The sequence below is a fragment of the Streptococcus mitis genome (assembly GCF_016658865.1).
Taxonomy (GTDB): Bacteria; Bacillota; Bacilli; order Lactobacillales; family Streptococcaceae; genus Streptococcus; species Streptococcus mitis_BT.
Window position 1 is genome coordinate 2004097 of record NZ_CP067992.1, and the last position, 20347, is coordinate 2024443.

Below are 20347 nucleotides of genomic sequence, written 5' to 3' on the forward strand. Positions count from 1 at the left end.
TTAAGCGTTGTCGCCTTCTACAACTTCAACGATTTCTTCAATTGAATCTGCTTGAGCTTCAGAAGCTACAAATTCTGCTTCAACTGCTACTGCATCTTCACCTTGACGTCCTTCGATGATAGCGTCAGCCAATTTAGCTGTGATCAATTTAACAGCGCGGATAGCATCATCGTTAGCTGGGATGATTACATCGATATCATCTGGATCAGTGTTTGTGTCAACCATCGCCACAACTGGGATTCCCAATTTTTTAGCTTCTTTAACAGCGATTTGCTCTTTATGTGGGTCAACTACGTACATCACATCTGGGATACGAGGCATATCTTCGATACCACCCAAGAATTTTTCAAGACGTGCACGTTGTTTGTTAAGAAGTGCAACTTCTTTCTTAGGAAGAACTTCAAAAGTTCCATCTTCTTCCATACGTTTGATTTCTTTCAAACGAGCGATACGTTTTTGGATTGTTCCCCAGTTTGTAAGAGTTCCACCCAACCAACGGTGGTTGATGAAGTATTGACCTGAACGTACTGCTTCTTCAGCAACTGCATCAGCTGCTTGTTTCTTCGTACCAACGAACAATACAACTGCATCGTTAGCTGCTGCATCACGCATGAAATCGTATGCTTGGTCTGCGTATTTTACAGTTTGTTGCAAGTCAATAACGTGGATTCCGTTACGCTCAGTGAAGATGTACTTAGCCATCTTAGGGTTCCAGCGACGAGTTTGGTGACCAAAGTGTACACCAGCCTCAAGAAGTTGTTTCATTGAAATTACTGCCATGAGTATTTCTCCTTTTTGTTTTTTTCCTCTTCTTGACTTCAACTCGCAAAACGACCCAAAGGCAACTGTTTCACAATTCATCAAGAATGAGTATTATCGTTCACACGACAAGTTTCATTTTACCATACTTTTTCAATATTTTCAAGTGATTTTAGTAGATTTTTAAAGTAGATAATTTCTGCTAACTTCCCAACATATACTACTAAGATGCTCTAATAGCTAAATTTTTTTAAATTTAATATAGTGGCAAAATCATTAGTTTATCTTATCTACTTCGAAGTTTCTTACGAATTTTATAAGCTAGATTAAACAAAAAATATAATGAACTAGTTGGATAATTAAACTCACCAGCAAATTCCTCGATAGTAGGATTAAACTTGGATTTAAAGCTAATTAACCCACCCTCTAAATTGTTTTCAATTCCACCCATATTATGAGTCTCAGCCCCTCGTTCAAAAGAATGTTGTGCTGTCTCAAACCATGTAGGAATAGCAGGTTGATAGTGTCTAAATTCTTCATTCATTCCAGCATATAAGTTCTCAGAAGTTTTCCCAAATTCGATGGTTAAAGTACCAGACAATGGGACAATACTATCCCCTCTGTCAATATGGTTCTTAAGAAAAGAAATTTCTTCCTTTAATCGTTCTCTCTCTTGCTGATTCTCTTTTATTTTACCTTCTTTCGTTTTATCTGTAAACTTCTGCTCTGTTTTTAGATTCTTTTCGAATTGTTGCTCAACTTCTTTCAGTCTATTAGGTAGATCTAAAAAGCTCAGTGTGATAAAGGAGTGATCAGGATAAGTATCCAGTAACTTCTGATAATAATCTTTGCCTCGTAAACTGATATTCTTGCGAGACTCTGTTTTCTTCATTAAAAATGAAAAGTCATCTAATAAATCAAGTCCACCAAATTTTACTTCTAATCCTTTATTTCTTGCAGTTCGGATGGCCTGTCTAGTAGACTTAGAAAGTTGATCCAGTGAGAAATTTTCTTTATGAATATTAGCTTGAAAACGTGGTTGTATATTTTCTGCCATATCCTTTGTTAAGCCTGTCCAATAAACTTTATTTTTTTTCAGTTCTTCGACAATTGCTAAAGTCATAGAATTTTGGACAGATTCTTGGTCAATAAGACCTCTACTTATAAATAAACTTGGGTCAAATTTAACCATTATTGCATGGCTTTTTTTAGCAAGTTTTTTCAACGTTAAAAGAACAAATTTCAGAAGTTCTTTATCTTCATAGTCAATTACTGGACCTCTTGGAATATAAAACATAGAAAATCCTAATGGTAGCGGCTGAATTAAGATATTTGCTACTCCAACTAATTGATTATCTTTATAAAAACCAACTCTCTCGTTCCCCCAAGTATCCTTTATCTTGGACCAATCACTACTCTGCAATAAATTTCCTTGAGGATGATTTTCTAAAAATAAATCCCACTCTTTAACATCAACATTTATTTTATACCTAAACATAACTTCAACACCGACTCCCTTAGAAACCATTTTTTATTAACATGCTACACTCGTACTAAATCTCTACGTTTCATTTTACTTTAATTAAATAATTATAAAAATAGAAAATAAGTTCAAGTAATTATATAATGAAATTAATTTTTCCAGCACTATACAAAGGGTGAGATTAATAAGATCTCACCCTTTGTATAGTAATAATCAGTATATTAGTTTGGATAAATGTATCTTACAGTACCTCTTGATGCTGTCGGATTAAACCATCCACGATAATTTCCAATTGGTTGAGTTCCACTTCCATCATAGTTACACTCAGAAACTTGAATACGAGTTGATGATTCAACTGCTGTAACAACTGCTACGTGACCGTATCCTCCATCATCCCAACATGCAATCGCGCCAACTTGTGGTGTAGAACCTGTACGGAAACCTGCAGCTGCTGCACTTGCAGCCCATTGACCGCCATTACCCCAGTAATCACCAGCCCATGGTGCTAAAGTTTTTACTCCCCATGTACATTGACCTACAGGATAGCTTGATGCATTTGTACTGTATGTCGGATGTTGTTTCACTGGTGCAGGAGTATAGCTTGTTGATTCCGCTGAAGCACTACTTGAAGATGATTCAGACGAACTAGATGACGAAGAAGTAGTTGATACTGCTTGAACTTCTGCTGTAAAAGTTGTATTTCCAGAAGCAACGACTTTTTGTTGTTGACTTGCTTGTTTAGCTTTATAAGCTGCTTCTGCTTCTGCAGCTGCTTTAGCTTCTGCTTCTGCTGCAGCTTTTTTCTCAAGTAAACTTGCTTTTTCATCCTCTGCAGTAGCCTTTTCAGCAGCAAGATTCAATTCTGCAGCTTTCAACTCAGCTTGTTTTGTAGTTAATGATTGAGCATCATCAGCTAATTTTTGCTGATTTGCAATAACTGTATTAATTGCATCATTGTTTGCTACTTGTTTTTCAGAAATAGCTTTTTTATCTGCTTTTTGTTGTTCCAACATTTTGTTGTTTGCAGATACGATTTCACTCATTGCAGCAACACGTGAAATAGCTTCTGTAATTGATTTTGAGTTTACAATTGTATTAATGTAACTTGTTGCAGCTCCATTTGTTTGAGCACTACGAGCTTGTTTTTGTAATGAATCATTGCGAGATACAATATTCTTAGAAAGTTCTGTAATTTCACCCTCAAGCTTTTTAGATTCTTCTTGTAGTCTATCATTTTCAGATTGCAAGTTTGATTGCTCTGTTTGAATAGCAGATACTTGCTCCTGAACTTGATCAACTTGTTTTTGGGCTTCTTGTTGTTGTGCTGTTAAGTTGCTAATTTTATTATCTTGAGCAGCAATTTTGTCATCAGTAGTTTCTGCATGCGCAGTTGTTAAAACAGCTGCTTGAGAAACCATTACTGTACTTAGTAAAAGTGACGCTAAGATTTTTTTCTTCATATTTCGTAGATACTCCTTCTTTTAAAGACATTACTAGTATACCAAAAAAAGGCCTAATGAATATTACGCCTTTGTTACATTTTTATTTCTTTCTTATAGGTAAAATTTTTCAAAAATAAACTGAAAAGTAATCATCCATATAAGGTTCAAAATCATTGATGGCACTAAACTATAGACTATGAACAAAGACATACTATCCACAGTTAAACCTACCGCTATTGCAAATATGTAAGCCCCCATTTCAAATAGAAAAGTCATGACAATAATTGCTAACATTCTCGTCCAACGATTCAATAAAATAACACTATTAAATTTATGGAGAAATACCCCCAACAAGACGAACAACAGAGTCGCAATCCCTATCAAGTGGAAAAAGTAAATATCATAGACCAAACCAACTACAAAACAATAAGCTAAATAGAGATATTCTGATACTTCAATCGTCTCAAATAAGAGAAATAAAAACAGAAAATGACTAGCCAACTGTACGTGGGGAAAAAATGAGCCCAGAAGCTGGCTAATATGGGCGTCAATTAGAACAAAGAAAGGGAGCAATAAAAACACTCCAACCCGCTTCAAATGTCTCATTATGAATTCCCCACTAATTCTATCACATCCACATTATGAGTATCTGCACTCAATTTAACAGTTACTTCTCGTGTCAAATAGTCTGTACTATGCGTTGTGGCAACCACTTCACCAACAGGAATATCCGCAACATTAAAGTTTCCTAATCCACCAGTGGTCACCTTATCTCCTGCACTAATCTCACTATTACTATTTAATTGGCTAATTTTAAGAACTTCATTTTCCTTGTCATAGCCAACAATAATTCCATAAATTGTAGTAGAACCATGTTGAATTTTAACAGAAATCTTATCAGCATTTTCCGTATTTGTCAGAAGGTTGATCATAGTAGAGTTCTCCTCTACTTTTGAAACGCTCCCAATCAAACCACCATTTGCAATAGCTAACATGTTCTCAGAAGCCCCTTTTGATTTACCTGCATCCAGGGTCAATTCCTGCTTCCAAGATACTGGAGAACGCATAATAACATCTGCTGCTAAAGTCTTTGTAGCTTGCAACTTGGATTTCATATCAAGCAATTGGCGCAGTTGTTCATTTTCGGTCTTTAAACTTTCCGCCTCATTTGATTTAACTTCTAATTGATAAATCTGTTTCTTCAAACTTTCATTTTCATTATAAGTTCGTGTCAAATGAGCCAAATCTGATTTGACAGAATCAAACCACTGAAAAGGTTTTTGAACAACTCTATCAACCAATGAGATTCCATCTCCTAATTTTGTCACAATTGTACTTGAATAAGTCGTCGCTAAGAGAGCTGACACAAGCAGAACAATGACAAAAACAATAATGACATATTTTGATTTTTTAAAACGGTTCATATCCCTACCTTTATATCAAAAACTGTTACAGTAATTTTTTATGAATTCCTGAAAGCTACTAAGATTTTAAGAAAAATAAGCAACAACCAAGTACGATAATAACAAGAATGGTCAGCGTATCCTTTCGAGTCCACTTCAATTGTCGGTATTGACTTCTGCCTTTTCCCCCCTGATAACCACGCGCTTCCATAGCAATAGCCAAGGAATCCGCACGTTTTAAACTTGTTGCAAAAAGAGGAATCAAAATAGGAATCATAGCCTTTACTTTTTGAACAATGCTTCCTTCACCAAAATCAACTCCACGCGCTTTCTGTGCATTCATAATCCGCGTCGTATCATCCACCAAGGTTGGGACAAAACGTAGACTCATGGACAGCATCAATCCAATTTCATGAACTGGAACTTTCACACGTTTTAAAGGTGCTAACAAAGCTTCGACAGCTGATGCCAAACTTAAGGGCATGGTAGTTAAAGTTAACAAAGTTGAAAAGAAAATAATCAATACAAAGCGACAAAAAATAATTCCAGCTTGTTGCAAAGCATAATCCGTAATTCTCACAAATGAAAACTCAAATAAAACATTCCCATTAGAAATGAAAAACAGTTGAAAAATAGTTGTGAAGGCAATCAAGAAAAACATAGACTTCAAGCCCTGAATAAAAAATGAAAGAGATACTCCTGACAAGGCAATAAATATCCCTGTCGCTATAAAAAGAATTAGATTCGTCAAGGGGTTATTAGCCCAAAACACAATCAAAATCAGTAGCATCATGGCAAGCAATTTGCTACGTGGATCCAATCGGTGAACAATCGAATCCCCTGGGATATAACGCCCCAAAATCATACTATCCATTTAGCGACTCCTTGAACTCCTCTATCTTAATCGGTAATCGTTTAAATGACACGCCTCTATCAGCCAATCGTTTACAAAAAGCTGTAATTTTAGGTACTCCCAACTGAACTTCTTCCATAAAAACAACATCTTGAAAGACATCACTAGGTTTACCAAACTTAACTAAACGTCCCTTTTCCATCACATATACCTGGTTCGCATATTCAGCAACATCATCCATCAAATGTGTTACTAAGACAATTGTCATCCCTGACTGGTGGAGTTTTTTGAACAAATTCATCAGCTCTTTTCTTCCCAGGGGATCTAGGCCTGCTGTGGGCTCATCTAAGACTAATATGGCTGGTTCCATGGCAAGTATGCCTGCAATGGCCACACGTCTCATTTGTCCACCTGATAGCTCAAACGGACTACGATTAAAAAGTGATTCATCAATTCCAACCAAAGCCAGTTTCTCACGCGCAATCTGCTCCGCATCTTCTTCAGAAACTCCAAAATTTTGCGGTCCAAAAGCAACATCCTTCAAAACCGTTTCTTCAAAGATCTGATTTTCAGCAAACTGAAATACCAAGCCAACCTGTTTTCTAATTTGACGAATATCTTTATTTTTAGAAGTCGAAGTGATTAAGGTATCAAAAACTCGCACACTCCCTTGACTTGGCACCAATAAACCATTTAAGAGTTGCAAAATAGTTGATTTACCACTACCTGTGTGGCCAATTAAAGCCGTATAAGAACCATCTTCAATCGTCAAAGAAACATCTGACAAAGCTGTTGAAGCTAAGGGAGTCCCTTCTTGATACGTAAAACTCACATTTTCTAGAGCAATTCCCATAGTTTATCCTCTAGCTCACTTTCTGTCAAATAATTTTCAGGCAAATCATAGCCATTCTGGCTCAAAGAATGTTTTAATTGATTAGCAAAAGGATCGTCTAATCCAATTTGATCCAAATCATTTCGTGAGAAAAGTTCTCTTGGGCTACTAGTTGATTCAATTGACCCTTTTTTCATGACCAACACACGATCACTCATGGCGACTTCTTCCAAATCATGTGTAATGGAAATGACCGTCATATCATAGTCTTTCCGAATTCCTTTTACTGTCTCAATCAGTTCTCTACGTCCCTCAGGATCCAACATACTCGTTGCTTCATCTAGGATTAAAATAGCTGGTCTTAGGGCTACAACACCTGCAATAGCCACACGTTGCTTTTGGCCACCTGATAGACGTGCTGGCTCTCTCTTTTTAAAGTCCAACATGCCAACCAAATCCAGAGCTTCTTCCACTCTCTTTTTCATTTCTTGACGAGAAAGTCCCTGATTTTCCAAACCAAAGGCAACATCATCTTCAACAGTCGCTCCAACAAATTGATTATCTGGATTTTGAAAAACCATACCGATTTGACGACGTATGCTCCAAACATTCTCCTCAGTCAACTGTTGGCCATTGATTACAATCTCTCCGGATTCTGCTTCCAGTAAGCCATCAATTAAGCGAACCGTTGTTGATTTACCACTACCATTATGCCCTACAATCGAAAGCCATTCTCCACGTTTCACGTGAAACGTAATATCCTTCACATCATAGTATTCCTGACTTTCCTTATAGCGAAAAGAAAGATTTTTTACATCAATTACTGATTTCATTTCGAACCAAATGTCCCTTTAAATACATAGGCACTACCCTTGAAATAATCATAACCAGAGTAGATAGTGAAAAACAAGGCTACATAAAGTAGAACTTGACCAAGCAAAATCCAATGTAATAGCAAGAAAACAATGGCAAACATCTGACTAAAAGTTTTAATTTTTCCAGGCATTGCTGCTGCTAAAACTGTCCCACCAGTTTCAACTAATAAAAGTCTTAAACCTGTTACAGCCAACTCACGACAGATGATCACTGCAACAATCCAAGCTGGAGCCATACCTAACTCAATCAGCATAATAAAAGCAGACATAACTAGTAACTTATCCGCCATAGGATCTGCAAATTTGCCAAAATTACTGACCACATTCCATTTACGAGCTAAATATCCATCTAAATAGTCGGTAATACTGGCAATAGCAAATATAATAGCTGCTACTATATGACTTTCTAGCGAATTTCCTATCGTTAAAATAAAGATAAAAATAGGTATAAAGAGAATTCGACCTATTGTTAAGAGATTGGGAATTTGTTCTTTTTTCATTCTTTTTCCTTAATTTCTAGTAAAGGTTACAGTGATTTGTCCAGTTTGAGCTGTTAATTTCGATAAATCAACAGTCTGATCATCTACTGTTAAAGCAACACCTTTGACAACACCTAAGGTAATGGTCACAGGATTTTTTGTTGAAACTGTTGTTTCTGCACTTTTATTATCCGGTGATAAGGTCACACCACCCTCAAGCTCACTTTCTGAAACACTAACCCAACTTCTAGCATCTGAAACCGATAATTGCAATTTTGCGGTTTCCTTACTTGTTTTATAAGCGATTTCTACATAATTTCCTTCACCTGATACACTTATAACTGGTTCAATATTCGAAGAGCTACTTGATGAACCACTACTAGTTGAAGATGGAGTTGCAGAACTAGTCGAGCTTGTTGCTTGGACTACACTATAACTAGACGCAGATGAACGCTCCGGTTGAGTCTGAATATAATTCCAAACATAATAAGTCACAAAAATGACAATCGATAGGGCAAAGAGTATAAAATAAAATAAAGGTAAAAATGATGTCCTATTTTTCTTACTTGAACGTCTCCTACCTGTCAACTCCTCTTCATCAACATCTACTTCCTCATAAGTAATCATGCTCCCAGAATCATAAGCATCCAAGACAATTCGCTCATCAAGTTCAACTGCCCACGCATACTTTCTCAAAAAAGAACGAGTATAAAATGGACTAGGAAGTTGATCAAAATCATCAGCTTCCATTGCCTCCAACATATCCAACTGAATTTCTGTTTTTTTGTGTAATTCTTCTAAAGTTAACCCTTGGTTGGTTCTAGCTAAACGTAAAACCTCACCAATTGTTTTTTTCCTCATACTTGTCATTCCTTCTTTCTAGTTTCTATTATGTTTCTAGTGTCTATTATGATTAGTTACTACGATGGGAATATTGTAAAATCAACTATATCACCATCATCTATTAAATGGTGTCCAGCATCAAGGACATCCTCTAAAGTAATTTCCTGTAAAATTTTCGGCAAATCAAAGATTGTCTCACCTTGTCCAAAAGCATCATATTGCGTTGCAATAAATTCAAGAGAGTTCATGCTACTGAAAAATTCTCCAAACATCTCTCTTTTGATAATGTCTAAATGATCCTCTGTAATATCTAAATCCTTTGTGAAATTACGAATAGACTTTTTAAACTGATGAGATAAAGCAACTGGCTCTTTTGTATCCATTGTCAACATAACAAAATGAAAGCGACTTGTTACTTCAACTTCCAGAGATAAGGACGCATCAATTTTACCTGATTCATATAATTTCTGAAAACGATCCGAAGTCCAACCAAACATCATTGCAAACAATAATTTTAATAAAATATGATTTCGATAGCAATCAGTCTCAGCAACATCTTGTTTACCTCTAATACCAATCGCTAGTTTGGGAGAAGAGACTTCCATTCTTATACTGTCTGTTTGCTTTACATCTTTTAAAACAAACTTTTCTCTTGCTACTTCCTGAACATCTAAATCTTCCAGTTCTTTTCTTTCAAAATAGTCCTGTACTTGATCCACATCAAAATTGCCAACTAAAAACAGAGACATGTTTACAGGTTTGTAAAATCTTGTAAAATTTTCTTGCAAATTAGTTAGATTTATTTGGGAAATGGACTCCTCACTGCCAACTATATCAGTTGCTAAAGGTGTGCCTGGATACAAATTCGCTAAAGTTGAAAAGAATAAACACGAATCTGGATCATCTTGATACATTTCTCGTTCTTGCTGGATAATATCCTGCTCTCTTAAAATGGAACCTTCAGTAAAGTGTGCTGATGTTACCAATTCATCAAGTAAGTCTAAATTTTCTAAAAAATGATCCGTTGCTGAAAAAAGATAGCTTGTTTTTGTAAAGCTTGTAAAGGCATTACTATCTGCACCTAGACTCGTAAAAGCTGACATCAAATCGCTAGCATCTTCTCTCTCAAATAATTTATGTTCAAGAAAATGAGCAATTCCTCCAGGATATTCTTTTACATTTCCGTCAACGTCTGTGACAAGCGTATCTATCGAACCAAACTGGACAGTTACACTCCCGTAAACCTCTTTAAATTCCTTTTTAGGCAAAAGAGCAACTGTCAATCCGTTTGCCAAACGAGTTCGATAAACCATTTCTTTTACAGCTGGATAGTATTTTTCTTCAAAAACAACCTTTGTCATTCTATTCCTTCCATAAAGTAAATCGCCTGTAGTTTCACATTCTTAGCTGCTCTACAAATAGCATCTTTGTCAACTTGATCGAGTTTTGCAATCCAACCTTTAAAGTCTGCTGAAGATTTTCCAAGTAAGGCATTTTGATAAGCACGTTCAATCAATGAACTTGGATTATCTTGAGAAAGTAACAAAGACCGACGAATCATTTCCTTGGTCTGCTCTAGCTCAAGCTCTGTAAAATATCCTTTTTTTAAATCAAGCAGTTGATTATTCATCATTTTTCGAGCCTGATTCCGATTTTCTCGATCAATGCCAGCATACATCCTCAAGAATCCACTAAACAAATCAAGCTGACTTGAAATAGTATAAGCCAATCCAGCATTTTCACGGACATTTGTAAAGAGTTTAGAGTGAGCAAATCCACCCAGTAAACCATTCATTACAATCATAGGTAAATGTTGCTCATCACCATATTCAGCAGAGCAATGATAGCCCAACTCTAAAATAGACTGTCCCACATTTTTCCGAACCATGCCTTCCTGAAGGATATTGGAATAAGGTTGACAATACTGAACCTTCACATTACCTTCTCGACCCATAAAACCAAATGATTCTAATACATTTAGAATTTCAACCTCATTAAAATCACCTAGGAAAAAGAAATCTATTCGATCATTGGTCAAAAATTCTTGGAAACAGGAATAAGAACTTTGTGGAGTTTCAGCTAAAATACGATTTCGTAAATCACTATATTCCAATTGAAGACGTTCATCATGAAAAAACAATTTATCCAATTCTTTATGTGCAAAATAAAAAGAATCATCCATATCAGCTGCTAAACTTGCTAGCAATTGCTTTTTCTCAATTTCAAATAAGGCCGAATCAAACCCATTATCAACTACTACGGGTGAAAAAAGAGTTTCTTTTACTAGTTCCAAAACCTGATCAGTTAGCACATTTTTCCTACTTAAAAACTCATCACGAACATATGTGAATGTCAATTCTACAATATGACTTTGCCCTCTTCTGAAACAATTGGTTGACATATCTGTACCGTATAGACTGGCCAAATGTCTTCTCAAATCTTGAGAAGTGGGGTACATCTGATTAGCAGTCTCTAGCATACTCGCACTCAACATGCGACCTGCAATCGTATTAAGAGATAATGGAGCGGTAAAACGCACGGTGATTTTGTTCGTTTTAAACTTTTTTGATTGGATAAAATGTGTTGAAATTCCATGCACTAACTCCATGATTTACCTCCTTATATACAGACTTCTATTATATCACGAAAACCTGAAATTTTCCTGTTCTCTGTAACACTTTTGAAATAAAAATCGCTTACATCCCCCCCTGTTTCTCTCACTATTTTTAGGAAAATATGGTATAATACCAAAGATTGAGGTGAATTATGGAATACAAATTATTTGAAGAATTTATTACCCTCCAAGCACTACTCAAAGAACTTGGAATTACACATAGCGGAGGAGCTATCAAATCATTTCTCTCTGAACATTCTGTTTACTTTAATGGGGAATTAGAGAGTCGTCGTGGTAAAAAACTTCGTATTGGTGATAAAGTTGACATCCCTGACATGGACATTGACATCTTGTTGACACAACCTACTTCTGAAGAACAAGAGGAATACCAAGCTGATAAAGTTGAAAAAGAACGGATCGCTAAACTTGTCAAAGAGATGAATAAGGGAATTAAAAAAGACAAATCGAAACCTGCTTCATCACCTAAAAACAAACAAGCTCCGCGATTCCCTGGTAGATAATCATGTGGCTACAAAACCTATCTCTCAAGACTTTTCGTAACTACAAAGAGACGAAAATAGACTTTAATCCTAAATTGAATGTCTTTTTAGGACGCAATGCACAAGGAAAAACAAATATGCTAGAGGCTATCTATTTTTTAGCCTTAACGCGTAGTCATCGAACTCGAACAGATAAAAATCTCATTCATTTTGATGAGGAACAACTTCATCTTTCAGGTCTCGTTCAGAAAAAAACTGGATCCATTCCCCTAGAAATCGAACTAACACAAAAAGGCCGTGTGACAAAAGTTAATCACTTAAAACAGGCGCGCCTTTCAGATTATGTAGGACACATGAATGTTGTTTTATTTGCTCCTGAAGATTTACAACTAATTAAAGGAGCACCTTCGGTTCGACGGAAATTCATTGATATGGAACTTGGACAAATCAAGCCAATCTATTTATCTGACTTAACCAATTATAATCACATCCTAAAACAAAGAAACACTTATCTAAAATCAGCTCAAAAAATAGATGAAACCTTCCTTTCAGTATTGGATGATCAGCTAGTTGATTATGGATGTCGTGTAATGAATCACCGCTTAGATTTCATAAAAAAACTAGAATCATTTGCGCGTAAGAAACATTTTGAACTCTCAAATCAGATTGAAGAGTTGTCAATATCTTATCAATCTTCTGTCAAGATAACTGACAAACAAAACTTATCCAAATCTTTCAAAATTGCTTTAGAAAAAAGTAGAACCAGAGATTTATTTAAAAAGAATACTGGCGTTGGTCCTCATCGAGATGATATTTCTTTTTATATAAATGGGATGGATGCTAGCTTTGGAAGTCAAGGTCAACATCGCAGTCTCGTCCTTTCTATAAAATTAGCAGAAATCGAGTTAATGGAAAGTATTACTACAGAATCTCCGATATTATTGCTTGACGATGTTATGAGTGAACTTGACAATACTAGACAGTTAAAATTATTAGAAACGATTTCTCAGTCAATCCAAACCTTTATCACAACAACAAGCTTAGACCATCTTCAAAATCTACCAAAAAATCTAAGTATCTTCACTATTCAGGGTGGTAAAGTTTTTGTAAACGAAAATTGACAACATTGTAAAAGAACTCCTGTTTTCACGGGAGTTCTTTTTATTTCTTTTACATAGAATAATTTGGTGCCTCATTAGTAATTTGTACATCATGAGGATGGCTTTCTTTCAAACCAGCACCAGACATTTCAATAAATTGAGCATTATCATGCAACTCTTTAAGGTTAGCCGCACCACAGTAACCCATACCAGATCGGATACCGCCAATCATTTGGAAGACGATATCAGCTGCCGCTCCTTTATAAGCAACACGACCTTCAATTCCTTCTGGAACGAGTTTATTTGCTTCATTGACAGAACCTTGGAAGTAACGATCGCTTGAACCTTTCTTCATCGCTGCGATTGATCCCATACCACGGTAAGTCTTGAACTTACGTCCTTGGAAGATTTCAGTTTCACCTGGTGCTTCGTCTGTTCCAGCAAACATTGATCCAAGCATAACTGCATTTCCACCTGCAGCAAGGGCTTTTACAATATCTCCAGAATACTTGATTCCACCGTCAGCAATAATCGTTTTACCATATTCACGCGCAACGGCTGCAGCATCGTAGATAGCTGTTACTTGTGGAACACCAACACCTGCAATCACACGAGTAGTACAGATAGAACCTGGTCCAATACCAACCTTTACAACATCTACACCTGCTTCATAAAGGGCACGTGCACCTTCAGCAGTTGCAATATTTCCAGCAATCAAGGTACGATCTGGGAAATGAGTACGAATCTCAGCAATTTTACGCAAGACACCTGCAGAATGACCATGTGCAGTATCAATAACAATCGCATCCGCTCCTGCTTCAAAGAGAGCCTCTGCACGTTCAAAGGTATCTGAAGTAACACCTACTGCACCTGCAACTAAGAGACGACCAAACTCATCTTTAGCAGCATTTGGAAACTCAATAACTTTTTCAATATCTTTGATAGTAATCAAACCAGAAAGACGACCTTCTTCATCTACCAAAGGAAGTTTTTCAATACGGTGTTCTTGAAGAATGCTCTCAGCTGTTGCAAGATCTGTACCCACAGGAGCAGTAACAAGATTTTCACTAGTCATATGGTTTGAGATTGGTTGGTTATAATCTGAAATGAAACGAAGATCTCGGTTTGTCAAAATACCAACCAATTTACGATTTTCAAGTGTTTCAACAACTGGAACACCACTGATACGGTAACGACCCATAAGCTCATCTGCTTCAGCAATTGTATGTTCAGGCGTCAAGAAGAACGGATCAATAATAACTCCATTTTCAGAACGTTTTACCTTACGAACCTCCTCTGCTTGTTGAGCAATTGACATGTTTTTATGGATAACTCCGAGACCGCCTGCACGAGCAATAGCAATGGCCATTTGACTCTCTGTAACTGTGTCCATGGCAGCGGTAATAATTGGGATATTTAAAGTCAAATTATCTGCCAATTTAGTTGTTAAATCTGCATCGTTAGGCAACACATGACTTTCAGCTGGAATAAGCAATACATCATCAAAGGTAAAACCTTTTTTCAAAAATTTAGTGTCCCAATTAGACATTCGAAGTTTCCTCTTTTCTTTCTTTTTGAGCTTGACTCTTTTTATATTGTATCTATCATACCATTCTATAAAAATTTGTCAAATGTTACAGGGGTAAATAAAAAACTATCTTTTCTTCGAGATAGAAATGATAGTTTCTTGTAAAATAAACTTAGTTAAAGTAATGAAGTCCCATTGCTCCTTTAACCTCAGATAGGGTTTGACCTGCAACTTCACGCGCTCTTTCACTACCTTTTTGAAGCATATTATAAACTTCTCCCATATCCTTAGCAAATTCAATACGGCGCTCACGAATAGGACCCAGTTCACGTTCTAATATTTCAAGTAGATAACGCTTGGTCTTCACATCACCAAGACCACCTCGTTGATAATGTTCTTTCATGTCAGCAATTTCTTGAGCATCTTCTGGACGACCAAAAACATCTAGATAATGGAAAACCATATTTCCCTCAATCTTACCTGGATCTTCCACTCGAATATGATCTGGATCTGTATACATACTCATTACTTTTTTACGCAAAGTATCCGCATCATCAGCTAAATAAATACCGTTATTAAGGGACTTAGACATTTTAGCATTTCCATCTAAACCAGGCAAACGCCCTGCTCTCTCATTTTCTGGATAAATACCTTCCGGCTCTACCAAGACATCACAGTTATATGCATTATTAAAAGAACGAACAATTTCACGAGTTTGCTCAATCATTGGTTTCTGATCTGTCCCAACAGGAACATAATTAGCCTTGAAAGCTGTGATGTCAGCTGCTTGAGCTATTGGATAGACCAAGAATCCTGTCGGAATGCTTTCTCCAAATCCTTTCTGAGCAATTTCTGTCTTGACAGTTGGATTACGCTCCAAACGTGCCAATGACACCAAATTCATATAATACATAGACAACTCAGCTAATTCTGGAATTTGGCTTTGAATAAAGATAGTTGATTTATTTGGATCCAATCCAACTGCAAGATAATCCAAAGCAACATTTCCGATAGATTCTACAATTGTTTGAGGGTCTTTAGCATGATCTGTCAAAGCTTGTTGGTCAGCCAAGAACACAAACATATCATACTTATCCTCTTCCTGTAATAAAACTCGATTTTTGAGACTTCCAACATAATGTCCAATATGCAATTTCCCTGTTGGACGGTCTCCTGTTAAAATAATGGGTTTAATCATTTTATTCTCCTTCGATATAGTCCCTTCAATTATAGCATTTTTTTAATGAAATAACCGTAATTTATCAAAATAAATCAGCCTTGCTATTTACGGATTCGTGTAAAGTATACTGTAAATGTAATTTACATAAAATTGACAGATAAAAATTTGAATATTTCCGTATTTTCTAGTAGAATGAATATATTACACATATAGGAGAAAAACATTGCTTACAGTATCTGATGTTTCACTACGTTTTAGTGATCGCAAACTTTTTGATGATGTCAATATCAAATTTACAGAAGGAAATACTTACGGATTAATTGGTGCTAATGGTGCCGGAAAATCTACCTTTTTAAAAATTTTAGCCGGAGATATCGAACCTACTACTGGTCACATCTCTCTTGGTCCAGATGAACGTCTCTCTGTTCTTCGTCAAAATCACTTTGACTATGAAGACGAACGTGCCATTGATGTCGTTATCATGGGAAATGAAAAACTTTATAGCATCATGAAAGAGAAAGATGCCATCTACATGAAGGAAGATTTCTCAGATGAGGATGGAGTGCGTGCTGCCGAACTCGAAGGAGAGTTTGCCGAGCTTGGAGGCTGGGAAGCAGAAAGTGAAGCCTCTCAACTACTTCAAAACCTAAACATTCCAGAAGAATTGCACTACCAAAATATGAGCGAATTGGCCAATGGTGAGAAAGTAAAGGTTCTCCTCGCTAAAGCACTTTTTGGTAAACCAGATGTTCTTCTATTAGATGAGCCTACAAACGGTTTGGACATCCAATCAATTACATGGTTAGAAGACTTCTTGATTGACTTTGATAATACAGTTATCGTAGTATCCCATGACCGCCACTTCTTAAACAAAGTATGTACCCACATGGCTGACCTTGACTTTGGAAAAATCAAACTCTATGTCGGAAACTATGACTTCTGGAAGGAATCTTCTGAACTTGCTGCTAAATTGCTAGCCGACCGTAATGCCAAAGCAGAAGAAAAAATTAAGCAATTGCAAGAATTCGTAGCTCGTTTCTCTGCTAATGCTTCTAAATCAAGACAAGCAACATCACGTAAGAAAATGCTTGATAAGATTGAGCTAGAAGAGATTGTTCCATCTAGTCGTAAATATCCATTTATCAACTTTAAAGCAGAGCGTGAAATTGGTAATGATCTCTTGACAGTAGAAAATCTAACTGTAAAGATTGATGGTGAGACTATTTTAGATAATATCAGCTTTATCTTGCGTCCAGGTGATAAGACAGCTCTTATTGGACAGAATGACATCCAAACGACTGCATTAATTCGTGCAATCATGGGAGACATTGACTATGAAGGAACTGTCAAGTGGGGAGTTACTACTAGCCGTTCTTACTTGCCAAAAGATAACTCGGCCGATTTCGCAGGGGGAGAATCAATTCTTGACTGGTTGCGTCAATTTGCAAGTAAAGAAGAAGATGACAATACTTTCCTACGCGGTTTCCTCGGCCGTATGCTCTTCTCTGGAGATGAGGTTAACAAACCTGTAAATGTCTTGTCAGGGGGAGAAAAAGTTCGTGTCATGCTTTCAAAACTAATGCTCTTGAAGTCAAATGTGCTTGTACTTGATGACCCAACCAATCACTTGGACTTGGAATCTATCTCAAGCTTGAATGATGGATTGAAAAACTTTAAAGAATCAATCATCTTTGCCAGTCATGACCACGAGTTTATTCAAACTTTGGCTAACCATATCATTGTCTTGTCTAAAAATGGCGTCATCGATCGTATTGATGAAACCTATGATGAATTCCTAGAAAATGCAGAAGTACAAGCAAAAGTTAAAGAACTTTGGAAAGACTAAATAAAACTTCAAAACTCAGTTGGGTTAACCAGCTGAGTTTTCTAACATTTTATGAGGTAACATGAAATTATTTTTTAAAACATATTGGACCTATTTTGTTTCTTTCATCATTCCTGTATTGATTATGGCAGGAGTATACCTATCTCAAGGTATCTACTGGAATAGTGACATCTCTCCTTTATTAGGAGATGGCTTTCATCAATACGTTATTTTTGATATGGCTCTAAGAAATATCCTACATGAAAATGGTAGTTTGTTTTACACCTTTACAAGTGGTCTAGGACTAAACTTCTATGCCCTATCTAGTTATTACTTGGGTAGTTTTCTCGCGCCTCTGGTTTACTTTTTTGATCTAACGAATATGCCAGATGCTGTCTATCTGATAACTCTCTTAAAATTTGGATTGATTGGTCTGTCAACCTTATTTAGTTTAAATAAATTATTTAAAAATATCCCTCAGACTTTAAAACTAGCTTTATCTACTTCCTATGCTCTGATGAGTTTCACTGTTAGTCAACTAGAGATAAAAACCTGGCTAGATGTTTTTATCTTGATTCCTTTAATTATAACTGGTTTACACCTACTTATAACTGAAAAGAAACTACTTTTATACTTTACAAGTCTGTCAATTTTGTTTATTCAAAATTATTATTTTGGCTATATGATCGCATTGTTTCTTATTTTCTGGTATCTCTGTCAAATTTCTTGGGACTTTAAAACTCGAAAATCATCTTTTCTTGATTTTGTTGTCACCTCCTTTTTAGCTGGTATGACTAGTTTGATTATGACTCTTCCCACTCTGTTTGATTTACAGACACATGGGGAAAAATTAACTGAAGTTACAAAGTTTCAAACTGAAAGTAGCTGGTATCTTGATCTCTTTGCTAAGCAATTCATTGGTTCCTTTGACACAACAAAGTATGGGGCCATCCCAATGATTTTTGTTGGACTACTTCCCTTTATTTTGACCATTTTATTTTTTACGCTGAAATCTATTAAGTTTCACGTGAAACTTATCTATGCAATCTTCTTTACATTTCTAATTGCAAGCTTTTATATTGAAGCTCTTGATTTATTTTGGCAAGGCATGCATACTCCAAACATGTTTTTACATCGCTATGCTTGGATTTTCTCTACCTTGTTAATTTACACAGCAGAGGAAGTATTAAATCGTCTGAAAGAAATTAAAATCTGGAACTTTTTAGTTTCGCTTTTTCTTGTAGTAACAGGATTTTTAGCTACCATCTATCTAAAATCGCATTATTCGTTTTTAACAGATTTGAATATTCTGCTTACTCTTGAATTTTTGGTTATCTATTCGCTTTTACTCCTTGCATTTATCAAAAAGTTTATCTCTGTAAATCTATTTGCCATTCTAATCTCTTTATTTATAATGGTTGAAATAAGTTTAAATGCTTCATCTCAAATGGACGGAATTGCAAAGGAATGGGGATTTGCTTCTCGAAGTGCATATAATAGAGATATCCCAACTATGGAATCTTTCTCAACATATATTGAGGATCCATTTACTCGTACTGAAAAACTACAAACTCAGACAGGGAATGACAGTATGAAATTCAACTACAATGGAATCTCTCAATTTTCATCTGTTCGAAATCGTTCAGCAAGCTCTACTTTGGATAAACTTGGCTTTAAATCCTCTGGGACCAATCTCAATCTCCGTTATGCAAATAATAGTATTTTGGCTGATAGTTTATTTGGCATCCAGTATAATATCTCAGACAGTCCTATTGATAAGTATGGTTTTAAAGATATCTATCAAAAAGATAATCTTACCCTATATGAAAATCAATACTCTCTTCCAATTGCCTTTGCTAGTCAATCTATTTACAACGATGTCAAGTTCAATGAACATACTCTAGATAATCAGGCCTCGTTTTTAAATCAACTTGCTGACGTCAATTTTGATTATTTTTCTCCAATCCCCTATGAAAAAACAGAGAATACTGATGATTTGATTAGTGTTACAAGTTCTTCAAATGAGGATGCAGAAATCCAGTATCAAATTGAAGTGCCAGAAAACAGTCAAGTTTATCTTTCTTTCACAAACCTTCACTTTTCTAATGACAAACAAAAAAAGGTTGACATCCTTGTAAATGGGGAAAAGAAAACTTTTACAACTGATAATGTCTTCTCCTTCTTTAATCTAGGATATACTAAAGAGAAAAAAACTTTCAATATTAATGTTAGTTTCCCTGGAAATTCACAGGTATCATTTGAATCTCCTACCTTCTATCGTTTAGATACCAAAACTTTTACCGAGGCAATTCAAAAAATTAAAGAACAACCTGTCACAGTATCAACTTCTAAAAACAAGGTCTTTGCTACATATGATGTCAAACAAGATACGTCCATTTTTTTCACCATTCCTTATGACAAAGGTTGGTCTGCCTACCAAGATGGTAAAAAAATAGAAATTAAACAAGCTCAAACTGGCTTTATGAAAATTGACGTTCCTAAGGGAAAAGGAACTATTACACTTTCCTTTATTCCCAATGGTTTTGTTATTGGAGCAATCTGTTCCTTTACTTCTCTTTTACTATTTGGAATCTATAATCACAAACGAAAGTCATCTAAGACATAAAAAAA

At 35.9% G+C, this 20347-nt stretch carries 18 protein-coding genes; 4 read left to right on the forward strand and 14 right to left on the reverse strand.

Features of this window, described 5'->3' with window-relative positions; genetic code table 11:
- From rpsB to yfmF, 12 genes are all read right to left on the reverse strand, one after another.
- Positions 1 to 780 (reverse strand): 30S ribosomal protein S2, encoded by a 780-nt coding sequence (rpsB, locus tag JJN14_RS09860; protein ID WP_000268469.1) that lies wholly within the window; start codon positions 778 to 780, stop codon positions 1 to 3.
- 265 nt (positions 781 to 1045) lie between these two features.
- On the reverse strand, positions 1046 to 2257 hold the full coding sequence (locus JJN14_RS09865; protein ID WP_201059161.1) for an aminoacyltransferase: 1212 nt from the start codon (positions 2255 to 2257) through the stop codon (positions 1046 to 1048).
- 206 nt (positions 2258 to 2463) lie between these two features.
- Complete coding sequence (pcsB, locus tag JJN14_RS09870) at positions 2464 to 3702, reverse strand: peptidoglycan hydrolase PcsB (protein ID WP_201058560.1); 1239 nt, start codon at positions 3700 to 3702, stop codon at positions 2464 to 2466.
- Between the two features lie 93 nt (positions 3703 to 3795).
- Complete coding sequence (gene mreD / locus JJN14_RS09875; RefSeq protein ID WP_201058561.1) at positions 3796 to 4290, reverse strand: rod shape-determining protein MreD; 495 nt, start codon at positions 4288 to 4290, stop codon at positions 3796 to 3798.
- Positions 4290 to 5108, reverse strand: a complete 819-nt coding sequence (mreC, locus tag JJN14_RS09880) for a rod shape-determining protein MreC (protein WP_201058562.1) — start codon at positions 5106 to 5108, stop codon at positions 4290 to 4292. The genes mreD and mreC overlap by 1 nt, the downstream gene beginning before the upstream one ends.
- 58 nt (positions 5109 to 5166) lie before the next feature.
- Complete coding sequence (locus JJN14_RS09885; RefSeq protein ID WP_201058563.1) at positions 5167 to 5961, reverse strand: energy-coupling factor transporter transmembrane component T family protein; 795 nt, start codon at positions 5959 to 5961, stop codon at positions 5167 to 5169.
- The gene (locus JJN14_RS09890) at positions 5954 to 6793 is read right to left on the reverse strand and encodes an energy-coupling factor transporter ATPase (protein WP_064276832.1); all 840 of its coding nucleotides are present in this window, start codon (positions 6791 to 6793) and stop codon (positions 5954 to 5956) included. The genes JJN14_RS09885 and JJN14_RS09890 overlap by 8 nt, the downstream gene beginning before the upstream one ends.
- A complete protein-coding gene (locus JJN14_RS09895) occupies positions 6778 to 7605 on the reverse strand; it encodes an energy-coupling factor ABC transporter ATP-binding protein (protein ID WP_125455880.1) in 828 nt (275 codons plus the stop codon). Before JJN14_RS09895 ends, JJN14_RS09890 begins: the two co-directional genes overlap by 16 nt.
- The gene (gene pgsA / locus JJN14_RS09900; RefSeq protein ID WP_125386272.1) at positions 7602 to 8147 is read right to left on the reverse strand and encodes a CDP-diacylglycerol--glycerol-3-phosphate 3-phosphatidyltransferase; all 546 of its coding nucleotides are present in this window, start codon (positions 8145 to 8147) and stop codon (positions 7602 to 7604) included. Before pgsA ends, JJN14_RS09895 begins: the two co-directional genes overlap by 4 nt.
- Before the next feature lie 9 nt (positions 8148 to 8156).
- On the reverse strand, positions 8157 to 8987 hold the full coding sequence (gene rodZ / locus JJN14_RS09905; protein ID WP_201058564.1) for a cytoskeleton protein RodZ: 831 nt from the start codon (positions 8985 to 8987) through the stop codon (positions 8157 to 8159).
- A 59-nt stretch (positions 8988 to 9046) separates the two neighbouring features.
- Positions 9047 to 10330, reverse strand: coding sequence for an EF-P 5-aminopentanol modification-associated protein YfmH (yfmH, locus tag JJN14_RS09910; RefSeq protein WP_201058565.1), 1284 nt, complete (start codon positions 10328 to 10330; stop codon positions 9047 to 9049).
- Complete coding sequence (yfmF, locus tag JJN14_RS09915; RefSeq protein ID WP_201058566.1) at positions 10327 to 11577, reverse strand: EF-P 5-aminopentanol modification-associated protein YfmF; 1251 nt, start codon at positions 11575 to 11577, stop codon at positions 10327 to 10329. Before yfmF ends, yfmH begins: the two co-directional genes overlap by 4 nt.
- A gap of 158 nt (positions 11578 to 11735) precedes the next feature.
- Between yfmF and yaaA the strand changes: the two genes are divergently transcribed.
- Both yaaA and recF read left to right on the forward strand, forming a co-directional pair.
- The gene (gene yaaA, locus JJN14_RS09920; RefSeq protein WP_201058567.1) at positions 11736 to 12104 is read left to right on the forward strand and encodes a S4 domain-containing protein YaaA; all 369 of its coding nucleotides are present in this window, start codon (positions 11736 to 11738) and stop codon (positions 12102 to 12104) included.
- Between the two features lie 2 nt (positions 12105 to 12106).
- Positions 12107 to 13204, forward strand: coding sequence for a DNA replication/repair protein RecF (gene recF / locus JJN14_RS09925; protein WP_201058568.1), 1098 nt, complete (start codon positions 12107 to 12109; stop codon positions 13202 to 13204).
- Between the two features lie 49 nt (positions 13205 to 13253).
- Here recF and guaB read toward each other — a convergent pair whose 3' ends face one another.
- Both guaB and trpS read right to left on the reverse strand, forming a co-directional pair.
- Positions 13254 to 14732, reverse strand: coding sequence for an IMP dehydrogenase (guaB, locus tag JJN14_RS09930; RefSeq protein ID WP_201058569.1), 1479 nt, complete (start codon positions 14730 to 14732; stop codon positions 13254 to 13256).
- A gap of 151 nt (positions 14733 to 14883) precedes the next feature.
- Positions 14884 to 15909, reverse strand: coding sequence for a tryptophan--tRNA ligase (gene trpS, locus JJN14_RS09935; protein WP_201058570.1), 1026 nt, complete (start codon positions 15907 to 15909; stop codon positions 14884 to 14886).
- Between the two features lie 205 nt (positions 15910 to 16114).
- Here trpS and JJN14_RS09940 point away from each other — a divergent pair, with 205 nt between their 5' ends.
- Both JJN14_RS09940 and JJN14_RS09945 read left to right on the forward strand, forming a co-directional pair.
- Positions 16115 to 17737: an ATP-binding cassette domain-containing protein gene (locus JJN14_RS09940; protein WP_000958774.1), complete on the forward strand. Its 1623-nt coding sequence runs from the start codon at positions 16115 to 16117 to the stop codon at positions 17735 to 17737.
- A 61-nt stretch (positions 17738 to 17798) separates the two neighbouring features.
- Entirely contained in the window at positions 17799 to 20342 is a 2544-nt protein-coding gene (locus JJN14_RS09945) for a YfhO family protein (RefSeq protein WP_201058571.1), read from the forward strand.
- Positions 20343 to 20347 lie beyond the last annotated feature (5 nt).